This window comes from Comamonas sp. A23, assembly GCF_004522605.1.
Classification (GTDB): domain Bacteria; phylum Pseudomonadota; class Gammaproteobacteria; order Burkholderiales; family Burkholderiaceae_C; genus Comamonas; species Comamonas thiooxydans.
The window spans coordinates 209,997-223,003 of record NZ_RSDT01000005.1; the positions used below are offsets into that span (position 1 = coordinate 209,997).

Annotated in this window: 12 protein-coding genes and 3 tRNA genes; 4 read left to right on the forward strand and 11 right to left on the reverse strand. The window is 60.7% G+C overall.

All coding sequences use genetic code 11. The annotated features are described in order from the left end of the window. Nucleotides 1–22 precede the first annotated feature (22 nt). Nucleotides 23–352 (reverse strand): thioredoxin TrxA, encoded by a 330-nt coding sequence (gene trxA, locus EIC84_RS13890; protein WP_003053480.1) that lies wholly within the window; start codon nucleotides 350–352, stop codon nucleotides 23–25. Between the two features lie 213 nt (nucleotides 353–565). Here trxA and EIC84_RS13895 point away from each other — a divergent pair, with 213 nt between their 5' ends. Further along, nucleotides 566–1,852 (forward strand): TIGR03862 family flavoprotein, encoded by a 1,287-nt coding sequence (locus EIC84_RS13895; RefSeq protein WP_080554195.1) that lies wholly within the window; start codon nucleotides 566–568, stop codon nucleotides 1,850–1,852. 441 nt (nucleotides 1,853–2,293) lie between these two features. Beyond that, nucleotides 2,294–2,608, forward strand: coding sequence for a hypothetical protein (locus EIC84_RS13900; protein ID WP_003067300.1), 315 nt, complete (start codon nucleotides 2,294–2,296; stop codon nucleotides 2,606–2,608). A gap of 46 nt (nucleotides 2,609–2,654) precedes the next feature. On the opposite strand, the gene EIC84_RS13905 is transcribed toward EIC84_RS13900, so the two are convergent. The 3 genes from EIC84_RS13905 to EIC84_RS13915 all read right to left on the reverse strand — a co-directional run bounded on the left by EIC84_RS13905 (nucleotide 2,655) and on the right by EIC84_RS13915 (nucleotide 2,974). Further along, nucleotides 2,655–2,730 (reverse strand) — tRNA-Asn (locus tag EIC84_RS13905). 47 nt (nucleotides 2,731–2,777) lie between these two features. Continuing rightward, nucleotides 2,778–2,853: transfer RNA gene (locus tag EIC84_RS13910), tRNA-Asn, on the reverse strand. Between the two features lie 45 nt (nucleotides 2,854–2,898). Then, nucleotides 2,899–2,974, reverse strand: a tRNA-Asn gene (locus EIC84_RS13915). A gap of 180 nt (nucleotides 2,975–3,154) precedes the next feature. On the opposite strand from EIC84_RS13915, the gene def reads away from it, so the two are divergent. Continuing rightward, complete coding sequence (gene def / locus EIC84_RS13920; RefSeq protein ID WP_034358695.1) at nucleotides 3,155–3,694, forward strand: peptide deformylase; 540 nt, start codon at nucleotides 3,155–3,157, stop codon at nucleotides 3,692–3,694. Nucleotides 3,695–4,213: 519 nt separating this feature from the next. After that, entirely contained in the window at nucleotides 4,214–5,704 is a 1,491-nt protein-coding gene (locus EIC84_RS13925; RefSeq protein ID WP_003069706.1) for a nucleobase:cation symporter-2 family protein, read from the forward strand. 136 nt (nucleotides 5,705–5,840) lie between these two features. Here EIC84_RS13925 and EIC84_RS13930 read toward each other — a convergent pair whose 3' ends face one another. From EIC84_RS13930 to EIC84_RS13960, 7 genes are all read right to left on the reverse strand, one after another. Beyond that, nucleotides 5,841–6,908 carry an NAD(P)/FAD-dependent oxidoreductase gene (locus tag EIC84_RS13930; RefSeq protein ID WP_050789007.1) on the reverse strand — a complete coding sequence of 356 codons (1,068 nt, stop codon included), beginning with the start codon at nucleotides 6,906–6,908 and terminating at the stop codon, nucleotides 5,841–5,843. A gap of 36 nt (nucleotides 6,909–6,944) precedes the next feature. Beyond that, on the reverse strand, nucleotides 6,945–7,274 hold the full coding sequence (gene fdxA, locus EIC84_RS13935) for a ferredoxin FdxA (protein ID WP_003053491.1): 330 nt from the start codon (nucleotides 7,272–7,274) through the stop codon (nucleotides 6,945–6,947). 145 nt (nucleotides 7,275–7,419) lie between these two features. Next, entirely contained in the window at nucleotides 7,420–8,793 is a 1,374-nt protein-coding gene (locus EIC84_RS13940; RefSeq protein ID WP_003069701.1) for a sulfate adenylyltransferase subunit 1, read from the reverse strand. A gap of 133 nt (nucleotides 8,794–8,926) precedes the next feature. Further along, a complete protein-coding gene (cysD, locus tag EIC84_RS13945) occupies nucleotides 8,927–9,859 on the reverse strand; it encodes a sulfate adenylyltransferase subunit CysD (protein ID WP_003069699.1) in 933 nt (310 codons plus the stop codon). Nucleotides 9,860–10,055: 196 nt separating this feature from the next. Beyond that, nucleotides 10,056–10,691, reverse strand: coding sequence for a phosphoadenosine phosphosulfate reductase family protein (locus EIC84_RS13950; protein WP_003069697.1), 636 nt, complete (start codon nucleotides 10,689–10,691; stop codon nucleotides 10,056–10,058). After that, nucleotides 10,688–11,074, reverse strand: coding sequence for a DUF934 domain-containing protein (locus EIC84_RS13955; RefSeq protein WP_003069695.1), 387 nt, complete (start codon nucleotides 11,072–11,074; stop codon nucleotides 10,688–10,690). Before EIC84_RS13955 ends, EIC84_RS13950 begins: the two co-directional genes overlap by 4 nt. 24 nt (nucleotides 11,075–11,098) lie before the next feature. Next, the gene (locus EIC84_RS13960; RefSeq protein ID WP_003069693.1) at nucleotides 11,099–12,883 is read right to left on the reverse strand and encodes a nitrite/sulfite reductase; all 1,785 of its coding nucleotides are present in this window, start codon (nucleotides 12,881–12,883) and stop codon (nucleotides 11,099–11,101) included. Nucleotides 12,884–13,007 lie beyond the last annotated feature (124 nt).

Consider the following 13,007-nt stretch of genomic DNA (forward strand, 5'->3'; position numbering starts at 1 on the left):
GGAGCTCTGTTTGTTGAATGCATTAGATGTGCTGGTCGAGGAAGGCGGACAGTTGCGTCTTGTTCAGCGCGCCAACCTTGGTGGCGGCCAGCTGGCCGTCCTTGAACAACATCAGTGTGGGAATGCCGCGAATGCCGAACTTGGCAGGGATCTCACGGTTTTCGTCCACATTCATCTTGGCGATCTGCACCTTGCCTTTGTAGCCTTCGGCCACATCGTCCAAGATGGGGGCGATCATCTTGCAAGGGCCGCACCATTCAGCCCAGTAATCCACCAGCACGGTCGTGCCGGGTTGCAGTACGTCAGACTCAAAGCTTGCATCCGTGATGTGCTTGATCAATTCGCTGGCCATTTGTAGTCCTGGATTTTCTTGAATCAAAAAGGTAGGCGGTCTATTCGCCTAGTGAGTTGATTGTGACAGAAACTCATCTCCCGCCACGGTGTGTGGCTGGTTGTTTGCAGCTATCGCGCTAATAGTGCCCGCAATATTGCAGAAATGCCGTCGGTGGTATTCTGCGCACCCTTTGGCGGCCGGTGGCTGCCGGCAGATTGAGGTGGTAGAAGTATGAGTGTCTCGGAGCCCTTGATGGCCGATTCCGAATGGGTCTGTGATGTGGCTGTGATCGGTGCCGGGCCTGCAGGCCTGATGGCGGCCGAGCAACTGGCGAAGGCCGGCTTGTCGGTCAGGGTGTTCGAGGCGAAAGCCTCGGCGGCTCGCAAATTCCTCATGGCCGGCAAAGGCGGCCTCAATCTTACGCACTCCGAGGAGTTCTCGAGCTTTGTCACTCGCTATGGCTGCCGCTCTGCAGATTTGACTCCCTGGCTCGAAAAGTGGGGGGCGAGCGAGCTTCAGGCCTGGGTCAAGGAGCTGGGTTTTGATACCTTTGTGGGGACATCCGGAAGAGTGTTCCCTGCGGATATGAAGGCAGCGCCGCTGCTGCGTGCCTGGCTGGTGCGTATGAAGTCGCAGGGCGTGCAGTTTCATATGCGTCACCGCTGGATCGGCTGGGCAGAGGATGGCAAGCCGGTTCTTCAGACAGAAAGTGCCAGGGTCAAGATTGGCTGCAAGGCTTTGGTGCTGGCGACGGGCGGCGGCAGCTGGGCGCGTCTGGGCTCGGACGGCGCTTGGGTTTCGCTGCTGCAGGACAAGGGGGTGGGCATTGCCCCGTTGCAGGCGGCCAACTGTGGCTTTGATGTGGGCTGGCCGCAAGGGCGTGAAGCCGGCTGGAGCGAGGTCTTTGCTCAGCGCTTTGCCGGGCAGCCGTTCAAGTCGGTGGTCTTGAAGTTTGCGGACGAGCAAAGTGCCGGCTTTGAACGTCAAGGTGAATTTGTTGCGACGCAGACAGGGGTGGAGGGGAGCCTGATCTATGCTGTCTCCTCCCTGTTGCGGGACTGCATTGCCCGCCAGGGCACTGCGCGCTTCGAGCTGGACCTGTTGCCGCAGTGGAGTGTGGAGCGTGTGCAGCAGGAGGTGATGCGGCCGCGCGGCTCGCGCAGCCTCAGCAGTCATCTCAAGGGGCGTCTGGGGCTTGATGGCATCAAGGCGGGTTTGCTGTATGAGGTGCTTGGCAAGGATGGCATGGCGGACATGAAGCGCCTGGCATCCACGATCAAGGCGGTGCCTTTGACGGTGATCGCGCCGCGCCCCATCGATGAGGCCATCAGCACGGCAGGCGGAGTTCGTCTGGAGGCTCTGGATGCGCGGGGGATGTGTGCCGCTCTGCCTGGCGTCTTCTGTGCGGGAGAAATGCTGGACTGGGAGGCCCCCACGGGCGGCTATCTGCTCACGGCCTGTATGTCCTCTGGTGTTCATGTGGCCGAAGGGGTGCAGAACTTCCTGCGGGGCAACTGACTCGCTGGGTTGTGCCTGTCTGTGCGGCAGGGATGCTGCATTGAATTCTGTAGCGATCCAGTCTTGATGGCGGGTGCTCTTGCCTGCCGCAGCGCATGGGCAGGCCGGGATTGGCAGCGGTTCGCGGCGGGAGTCCTGCGTGTTTGCCCTTGCTTGAATCGCCGGCAAGCCCTTGCTCGCCGGGCGATGTGGGGGCGGAAATACCCGAACAATGTGTCTGATTGATTCCTGAGTTGGGCTTTGTGACAGGAAAGCAGTGTTTCAGGCCCTGCCTGGAGCCGGCTTTGGGCGGGCGGCCGCAAGTGGCGGGTGCCCCTCCTACGAGGCGAACTCTTGCTGTGGGACAGATGTCTTGAAACGGAGACATTACGCTGGCAACATTGCTCCATCGGTTGAGGAGTCGTGACGGATTTGCGTTGTTACCGGAAAAGGAGGCTGGTCATGTTTTTCGGCAAGATCTTCGGTTTTGGACGTTCCGAACCGCGCTATATCCGCCGTACGCGTGCCTATCTGCAAGAGGCGCGCATGGCTGTTCTGGAGCACACTATCGCGGCGGAGTACTACCAGTCCTCCGCTCAGATGTATGCCGAACGTGCTGCTCGACTGGAAGATGAATTGCGAGCCTGGGAGCAGGGCGAGCAGCATATTCCCGTGGTGCCGCATCACTATCCCTATGTCCCTCACTCTGCACACAAGGCCGTCGCTGTAGATGCGCCACCCGTGGGTGCTTCGGTGGGCGTGGTGAGAGCCGCCTGAGCAGATAAAAGAAAAAGCCTGTATGACTTGCATACAGGCTTTTGAATGGCTCCTCAACCTGGGCTCGAACCAGGGACCTACGGATTAACAGTCCGGCGCTCTACCGACTGAGCTATTGAGGAATGTGTCGGTGTGACATGCCTTGAGCGATTGCAAGGCGATTAAATTTTGGCTCCTCAACCTGGGCTCGAACCAGGGACCTACGGATTAACAGTCCGGCGCTCTACCGACTGAGCTATTGAGGAATATGTCGGTGTGATGCTTTGATATCCGCAAAGCATCGAAATTCTTGGCTCCTCAACCTGGGCTCGAACCAGGGACCTACGGATTAACAGTCCGGCGCTCTACCGACTGAGCTATTGAGGAAGAAGACCTAGATTATAGGGTGTAAAAATGGGCTCGCAGGAAGTTCATCACAATTTCATTAAATTCTCTGTGCCTGATGCCCGAACTGGCCGCACCGTTCACGTGGATTGGTGGCGACGCTATGCTTTTGATGATTGAACAGTGCGGTGACCCGGTGGTTGCTGCACGCTGTATTGATATATGACTGTACGTACCATTTTGAAGATGGGTGATCCCCGTCTGCTGAGGCTTGCCAAGCCGGTGACTGAATTTGATACGGATGCGCTGCATCTGCTTCTCAAGGATTTGCTGGACACCATGCATGCTGCCAACGGTGCCGGCCTGGCGGCGCCGCAGATCGGCGAGGATTTGCAGATGGTGGTGTTTGGCTCGGGTGAGCCCAATCCCCGTTATCCGGATGCCCCCATAGTGCCTCGTACCGTGCTGATCAATCCAGTCATCACACCCATCGGTGAAGAGGAGCAGCTGGATTGGGAAGGCTGTCTGTCAGTTCCCGGTCTGCGAGCCATGGTGCCACGCTGGAACAAGGTGCGCTACACCGGCTTTGATATCTACGGCGACCCGATTGATCGCACGGTCGAGGGCTTTCACGCGCGCGTGGTCCAGCATGAGTGCGACCACCTCTGGGGCAAGCTCTATCCGATGAGGGTGCGCGATTTCAGCCGTTTCGGCTTTACCGATGTACTGTTTCCCGGCATCGCTCAGGCCGAGGAAGACTGATCAGCGCTCCAGATTTCTCTTTTCTCTTCTCTGCTGGATGCAAGACACAACTGGGAATGTGTCTTGCATCCTTTTGTTCTTTATAGAGGGCATGAATGCCTTGACGGGCATGATCTGCATCAATTTCCGGCGCCCGATCGCAGCCAATGCGTGTGCTTTTTTGCTTTGGAAAGGTTCTGGTCAGCACTTTGTATACAAAACTGTAGACAATTTTGGTCTTCTGGCAACGTAAAGTCTCGACTCATGCCCTTCTGGGTATGGCTTTGATTGCGTAATGGAATAGTCCATCCGGCGGATGTCCTGCAATCAAAGGAGATTGAAAGACTGACTTGGGTGAATGAAAGAGTGGTTTGCTCTTTTCCATAGGTCGGATCGCTCTCGAAGAAGAGCGACTGGCTGCAGCACAAGGCCTCGCCGGGGCGATCGGAAAAGATCGCTGCCGAAAGAGTTGCTGCAAGTCGACCGGACAGAGCGAAAGGCCTCTAGAGCCTTGGTGAGTAGGTAATTTAGGAGACAAAGATGAACGATCAGACCGGAGCATCCAGGGATGCGGCCGTCAAGCGCCCCGAAGATGAGAATCTTGGCGTCACCGCCAACCTCATGTATGGCTTGCAACATGTGTTGACCATGTACGGCGGCATCGTGGCGGTGCCTCTGATCGTCGCTGAAGCGGCTGGCATGTCTGCTGCCGATGCCGGTCTGCTGGTGACCGCCTGCCTGTTCATGGGTGGTGTGGCAACCTTGCTGCAGACCCTGGGCATCCCTTTCTTCGGCTGCCGTCTGCCTCTGGTTCAGGGCGTTTCGTTCGCAGGCGTGGCCACCATGGTCAGCATTCTGCACACCGGTGGTGGCATGCAGGGCGTGCTGGGGGCCGTCATGTACGCCTCGGTACTGGGTCTGATCATTGCGCCGGTTTTCTCACGCATCACCAAATTCTTCCCGCCGCTGGTCAACGGCTGCGTGATCACGGTGATCGGCATGTCGCTGATGCCTGTGGCTGCGCATTGGGCCATGGGCGGCAATGCCAAGTCTGCTGATTACGGCAGCATGGGCAATATCGGCCTGGCCGGTCTGTCGCTGTTCATGGTGCTGCTGTTCAGCAAGCTGGGCAATGCCATGCTGTCGCGCCTGTCGATTCTGGTGGCGATCGTGGTGGGTACCATCACGGCCGTCTTCATCGGCAAGGCCGATTTCTCGCAAGTGTTCAACGGCCCCATTTTTGCGGTGCCTACGCCTTTGCACTTCGGCTGGCCCACTTTCGACATGGCTGCCACCATCTCCATGTTCATCGTGATTCTGGTGATCCTGGTGGAAACCTCGGCCGACGTGCTGGCCGTGGGCGAAATCGTGGACAGCCCCGTGGACGGTCGCCGTCTGGGTGATGGTCTGCGCGCCGACATGCTCTCCAGCATCGTGGCTCCCATCTTCGGCGGCTTCACGCAAAGCGCTTTTGCACAGAACGTGGGTCTGGTGGCCGTGACCGGAATCAAGAGCCGTTTCGTGGTGGCTTTCTCCGGCCTGATCCTGATCGTGTTTGGCGTGCTGCCGGTGATGGGCCGCATCGTGGCCTGCGTGCCTCCCTCCGTGCTGGGCGGTGCCGGTCTGGTGCTGTTCGGTACCGTGGCTGCCAGCGGCATCCGTACCCTGGCCAAGGTGGAATACAACAACAATATGAATCTGATCATTGTTGCCACCTCGGTGAGCGCGGGTCTGCTGCCGGTGGTGGCTCCCAAGTTCTATGACCAGTTCCCCGCATGGTTTGCCACGATCTTTCACTCGGGCATCAGCGCAACGGCCCTGGTTGCCGTGACCCTGAACCTGCTCTACAACCACTTCAAGCAAGGCAATTCCGATCAGCCTTCCGTCTTTGAAGCCGGCTATGGCCGCGCCCTGAGCCAGCATGTGCTGGAAGCCCTGGCCGATGGCGACCGCGTCGAAGGTGGCAAGGTCTACGACAAGGAAGGCAAGGAAGTGCCCATCATTCCGGTCAAGCCGGCACATGGCCATTGAGCCGAGATCAAAGTGCGCGCGGTGGGGTCTGACCCCGTCGTGATTTACACCGCTATCCCGAGGGATAGCGGTTTTTTTATGCCTGCCTCAGAAGCAGCAGACTCCAAGGAGTCCGAGACAAGGCACTGGCGGCTCTTCAGTGAGACACGCCCAGGATGGCATGCAGGCGCGCGCTGGTCGTCGTGTACTCCAGCAAAGGCTTGCTGCCTTGCAGGTATTCGGCGGCTGCAAACGCGGCCATGGTGGCCTCGTGGAAGGCGCAGAGGATCAGCCGTTTCTTGCCGCTGTAGCTGACGATGTCGCCAATGGCATAAATCCCCGGGGCGCTGGTGGCAAGCGTTGCCGGATCCACCGCCAGTTGTTTGCGCTCCAGTGCCAGTCCCCAGTCCGTCAAAGGACCCAGCTTGGGTGAAATGCCCTGGTAGACCAGCAGCTGTTCGACAGGCTGCAGATGTTCATTGCCTTCGCCGTCCATCCATTGCACGGCCTCCAGCCGGCCATCGCCGTGCCGCACCTCGGTGATCTGGCCGATCAGCACTTCGACAGCGCCAGATTCGCGCAACTGCTGAAGCCGGGTCAGTTGCGCCGGCTCGGCATTGAAGCTGTCACGGCGGTGCATGAGAACGGTTCTGGCCGCGCTTGAACTGCAGTCAATGGCTGCTGCTACGGCTTCCTCATCGCCGCCATAGACCAGCGCCTGGCGGCCTGCAGCCATGTCCAGCTGCTGCGGGTGATAGTGCAACTGGCCCGTGCCGAGCTCATCCACTCCTGGCGCCTTGAGGGCCTTGGGCACGAACGCGCCGACGCCTGCGGCGATGAAGACGGTGCGGGTATGGAACAGCGCTCCTGCCGTGGTGCCGACCTGCCAGCGCCCGTCGTCAAGGGCTTGCAGAGTCTGTACTTGCTGGGACAGATGGCGGGTCACCTGCATGGGCGCGATCTGCTTTTCCAGCAGTTGCACCAGCTCCAGGCCCGTGCAGACGGGAATGCCGGGGATGTCGTAGATGGGCTTGTGTGCGTAGAGCTGGCTGCACTGGCCGCCCACATGGGGCAGGGCATCGATCAAATGGGCTTGAATGCCCTGCAGGCCAAGCTGAAAGGCCTGAAACAAACCCGCCGGACCTGCGCCAATGATGATGGCGTCGGTTTCCACGGCGGGTTGTAGTGAGAGGGAAGCGTTGGTCGTTGCGTTGGACAGGCTCATGCAGGCAAGCGTAGCGCAGTCCGCGCCCAGACTGGGTTAGCGCTCCAGCAAATCCACTTTGTTCGGCTTGCCATTCCACTCGTCGGCGTCGGGCAGCGAAGCCTTGCGCTTGGTGATGCTCTTCCAGCTCTTGAGCTGGGACAGATCCACGTTCAGCTTGATGAAGGCCAGTTGATCGGCAGGCACATCTTCTTCGGCAAAGATGGCATTGGCCGGGCACTCGGGAATGCAGACGGCGCAGTCAATGCATTCATCGGGATCGATCACCAGAAAGTTGGGGCCTTCACGGAAGCAGTCCACGGGGCAAACGTCCACGCAATCGGTGTACTTGCACTTGATGCAGTTTTCGGTAACGACGTGAGTCATTGAGAATCTTCTTCTTGGGTGGGGATTGGTAAAACCCCGTGATTTTAGGTTTTTTCCCGCGCAGCGCCAGTGCCTGGCTGGATAAGGCCGTATGGAGATCTGGTTTGACGGTCAGATCGCCGTTGCGGCCCTGTCTTCATTGGCTTCAGTTCACCAGCGCAGCACCGGCTGTTGCATTGCTGGCGGTGTCCACCAGAATCAGCGAGCCCAGCTGGCGAGCTTGGGTGAAGGGGGCGGTCGGGATGGCTTCCTGCAGCACCAGCTCCACCTGGCCGATGGCATTGGCCTCGAGCTGCTGGGCGTCTTCCTTGTCCAGTGTATTGATATTGAGGCGGTGCACCAAGCGGCGCGCCTTGGCCTTGACCCAGCGATGGCCATGCAGCGCCCAGTAAACGCGACCGGGCACCAGGGGCTCGGTGTCCATCCAGGCCACGGTGGCGGTGATCTCGCGGCTGCTGGGCCATGGGCTTGCGGCAGCAGGGGCATCAAAGTCGTCCTCGGCCACTTCGGCTTGCACGGGGGCGGCAATGATCCAGTCGCCGCGCGAGACATCGACCTCGCGGTCCAGCGTGATGCCGGCGGACAGGCCTGCCGCCACTTCCTTGGGCGCGCGGGCATGGTCGATGACCTGGGCCACGGTCGCGAGCTGGCCGCTGGGCAGAATCTGCACCTGGGCACCGACTTGGGCCACCCCTGTGGCGACACGGCCCCAGAACACGCGGCGGCCCTGGCTGGTGTCGGACGAAGAAGAGAACTTCTCCACCCACTGCACGGGGAAGGCCAGCGCCAGATCGCTGTCGGTCGGCGTGTTGGGCAGTTGTTCCAGCAGTTGCAGCAGGCTGGGGCCGTGGTAGCCGGCCCAGCCGTCAGTGCTGTTGACCACGTTGTAGCCCTTGAGCGCGGACACGGGCACGGTGGCCGTAATCTTGATGTCTGCGGAGGCAGTGAACTTCTGCAGCGCCGCGCTGATATGGGAAAAGGCCAGGGCCGGGTCTTCCACGGCATCGAGCTTGTTGACGGCAAACACCAGCGAATTCACGCGCAGCAGATGGGCCAGCAGGCTGTGGCGGCGGGTCTGGGGCAGCAGCTCCAGATCGGCATTCTTCCAGTCCAGCTTGGTGGCATCGACCAGCACCACGGCGGCATCGGCGCTCGATGCGGCCGTCACCATATTGCGTGTGTACTGCTCGTGACCGGGAGCATCGCCGATGATGAACTTGCGCGACTCGGTGGCGAAGTAGCGGTAGGCCACATCGATCGTGATGCCTTGCTCGCGCTCGGCGGCCAGGCCGTCGGTCAGCAGGGCCAGATCCGTCTCGCCGGACTTGGTGACGCCGGCCAGCTGATCCTGCAGCACGGCGCGGGTGTCCACCAGCAGACGACCGATCAGCGTGCTCTTGCCGTCATCGACCGAGCCGCAGGTGATAAAGCGCAGTGCGCTGCTGTTATGTGCATCAAATTGGCCTGAAGCGCTTGATGGGTTTGCGCTAGCAGCTACGGAATTAATAGTCTCAGTCATCGCATTCTTTCTAAAAACCGACATGTCCCAACTCAGAGACACCGAGGAAGCGCCGCCGCGCACCGAGGGTGTCGTCCCCTTCCGGAGCGAAGCTCCAGAGAAGGGGAAGGCGCGTAGCGCCTCAGGGGATGCCTTAGAAGTAACCGTCTTTCTTGCGCTTTTCCATGGACGCTTCGCTGGTCTTGTCGTCCATGCGCGTCGCGCCACGTTCGCTGACCTCGGCGGCCAGGGTTTCGATCACGATGTCTTCGGCCGTTGCTGCCGTGCTTTCCACGGGGCAGGTGCAGGTGATGTCGCCCACGGTACGGAAACGCACATCGCGCTGCACGACTTCCTCGCCCTCACGCGGCGGGGTCAGTTCAGTCACGGGCACCAGCAGGCCCTTGCGCTCCACGACATCGCGCTTGTGGGTGTAGTAGATCGATGGCAGGGCGATGTTTTCACGGGCGATGTACTGCCACACATCCAGCTCGGTCCAGTTGCTGATGGGGAAGACACGGAAATGCTCGCCCTGTGCAATGCGGGTGTTGAACAGCGTCCACAGCTCGGGGCGCTGGGCCTTGGGCTGCCACTGGCCGAAGCTGTCGCGGTGGCTGAAGATACGCTCCTTGGCGCGGGCCTTTTCCTCGTCGCGGCGCGCGCCGCCGATCAGGGCATCGAAGCGGAACTCGTCAATCGCCTCCAGCAGCGTCACCGACTGGTGCACATTGCGCGATTCGCCGGGGTGTGCCAGACGCACAGTGCCGCGCGCCATGGAGTCTTCCACGCTGCGCACGATCAGCTCGGCGCCCAGTTCCTTGGCTCGCTGGTCGCGGAAATCGGTCACTTCAGGGAAGTTGTGGCCGGTGTCGATCATCAGCAAGGGATAGGGAATGCGGCCCGCGCCAAAGGCCTTTTCGGCGCAGCGCAGCATGACCAGCGAATCCTTGCCGCCCGAAAACAGCAGGGTGGGGCGTTCAAAGGTGGCGGCCACTTCGCGCAGGATGAAAATGGTTTCTTCTTCCAGTGCATCCAGGTGGCGGTTGCTGAGATGGCTCAACACGGAAGTATCCACACGAGCGTTCATTTTTTATCCAATCAAATAATGCTGTAGCGCTTATGGCTATTTGGCTAGCAGCTATCTTTTTTTATTAAGCAAGACCTAAAAGCTGGCGCAACCTGAACAAGATGCAGCGAGCAAGGGCCGCCCCTCCGCGATGCTGTCGTCCCCCTTCCGCACAGCGAGAAAGAGGGAGGCCGCAAAGCGGCTCAGGGGGAGCACGTCAGTGACTCAAATGAAGGCCGCATTCGCGGTTGTCTTCACCCTTGGTCGGGTCCACATAGTCAAAGTTGTTGGGCAGGCCGTGCTTTTCGCAGTACTCGTACAGCTCCTTGGACGACCAGTGCAGCAGAGGCGCAACCTTGATCAGACCGTCGGGATTGATGCTCACGGGCTCCATCTGTGCTCGCACGGCGGTGTCGGTGGCGCGCAGGGCGGTGAACCAGACCTTGGGTGCGGTTTCGCGCAGGGCGCGGGCAAAGGGCTCCAGCTTCACTTCTTCTGTGAAGGCCGCATGGCGCGGATCGTCCAGCGCCGGCGTGGCGCCTTCCACGGCCTCGCGGTGGGCGCGTGAGCGCAGCGGCAGGTAGATCTTGAGGTTGAGCCCAAGTTGCTTGGTCACCGCATCGGCAAACTGATAGGTGGCTTCGGTGTTGTAGCCGTTGTCCATCCAGACCACGGGCACGTCGGGATTCGCGCGCGTCACCATGTGCAGGATCACCGCCTCGAAGGGGCGGAAGTTGGTCGTGACTATGGTGGGCTGACCCAGGCCCACGGCCCAGTTAACCAGTGCCTGGGCGTCGCGGCCCAGCTCGGCATTGATTTGTGCCAGATTGGCTGCGGGGGCGAGCTGGCTCATGCTTGCACCTCTACGAAATGGGGCTGTGTGTGCACGGCATCGGCCTGGTAGAAACCGCCAAAGCGCTCGAACTGGCGCTGCGCATCGGCGGCGTCCACGCCTTCGCGCAGCACGGCGCTGCTGAAGCCCGTGCGCTCCATCTGAACCAGCTGGTCGATCAGCACATCGCCGGTGGCACGGATGTCGCCCGCAAACTTCAGACGGCGGCGCAGCAGATAGGCCTGGCTGAAGGCGCGGCCGTCGGTGAAGTTGGGGAAGTACAGGTCCACCTGGGTGATGCCGTCCAGATTCACCTCAAGGGCGTTCACATCGTTGGCCAGCACCAGCACATTGCCGGTGCTCTCGCTGGGGGCCTGGTATTCGTTGCTTGCCAGAATTTTCATGACTCTATCCTTGTTCTTATGGCTTCAGGCCAGCGCTTCTTCTTCGGCTTCCACAGGGTGGCGGGCTGCCTTGCCGGCTTCCTTGAAGGGGTCCAGGCCGATGCGGCGCACGGCGTCGATGAAGTGCTCGCCGGGCTGGCGCAGGTCGCGATAGGTGCTGAGCACGGCTTCGATCACATCGGGCACTTCGGCTGCGCTGAACGAGGGGCCGATGACCTTGCCGGCCACGGCCTGGCCGGACAGGGTCGAGCCGTCGGAGCCGCCCAGCGTGACCTGGTACCACTCCTTGCCGTCCTTATCCACGCCCAGAATGCCGATATGGCCGCTGTGGTGGTGGCCGCAGCTGTTGATGCAACCGCTGATATGCAGATCGATCTCGCCGATGTCGTCCAGCTCGTCCAGATCCTGGTAGCGGGCCGTGATGGCGTCGGCAATCGGCAGGCTGCGGGCATTGGCCAGCGCGCAGAAGTCGCCGCCGGGGCAGGCGATCATGTCGGTGAGCAGCGCCACATTGGTGCTGGCCAGACCCAGGGCCTTGGCCTCGGTCCACAGCGCATGCAGCTGGCCGACCTGCACCCAGGGCAGCATCACGTTCTGGTCGTGCGTCACGCGGGCTTCGCCGGCAGAGAACTTGTCCACCAGATGAGCCAGTGCGTCGAGCTGTTCGCTTTGTGCATCGCCGGGGGCCTGGCCCACACGCTTGAAGGACAGGGTCACGGCGCGCAGACCGGCCACGCGGTGGGCGTGGACGTTGCGGGCAATCCAGCGTGCAAAGGCGGGTTCCTTGGCAGTCTGGGCAATCAGGGCCTGCTCATCGCCTGCGGCATCGGCCACCACGGGCAGAGCGGGCGTGGTGAACATGGCAGACACGCGATCGAACTCGGCCTGGGGCACGGTGTGAGGGCCGCCGTCCACTTCGACGATCTGGCGGAATTCCTCTTCCACGGCATCGATATAGGCCTGGCCTTCGGCCTTGACCAGAATCTTGATACGGGCCTTGTACTTGTTGTCGCGGCGGCCCAGCTCGTTGTAGACGCGGACGATGGCCTCGATGTAATTCATAATCTGGTTCCAGGGCAGGAACTCGCGGATCACGGTGCCGATCACGGGCGTGCGGCCCATGCCGCCGCCCACGAAGACCTTGAAGCCGATCTCGCCGGCTTCGTTCTTGACCATGTGCAGGCCCACGTCATGCCAGCCCGTGGCGGCGCGGTCTTCGCTGGCGCCGGTGATGGCGATCTTGAACTTGCGTGGCAGAAACGCGAACTCGGGGTGCAGCGTGGTCCACTGACGCAGAATTTCAGCGTAGGGACGGGGGTCGATGATCTCGTCGGGTGCGATACCGGCCAGCGCATCGGTGGTGGTGTTGCGGATGCAGTTGCCGCTGGTCTGGATGCCGTGCAGGTTCACCGATGCCAGCAGATCCATCACATCGGCGGACTTGCTCAGCGGAATCCAGTTGAACTGCACATTGGTGCGGGTGGTGAAGTGGGCGCAGTTCTTGGGCAGATAGGTCGTGCCCAGCTTGCCCTGGCCTTCCAGGGCCTGTTTGAAGACTTCGGCCTCGGGCTCGTCGTACTCGCGGGCCACCTTGGCCAGCACGCGGATCTGGGCCGAGTTGATTTCGCCGTAGGGCACGGCCACGCGCAGCATGGGGGCATAGCGCTGCACATACCAGCCGTTTTGCAGGCGTAGCGGGCGGAAGTCGTCTTCCGTGAGCTTGCCTGCCTGCCAGCGTTGGAGCTGGTCACGGAACTGGTCGGCGCGTTGCTTGACGAACGCTTTGTCGAAATCGGTGTATTGATACATGTCTTCAGTTCTTCCGTGGAGCGGATGCCTTGCCTCGGGTGGCATTGCACTTGGATCGTTGGACTGAACTGTAGAGAGGCTTTATATAAAAACAAACGATTATTTAGTGCTTCATATATATCTG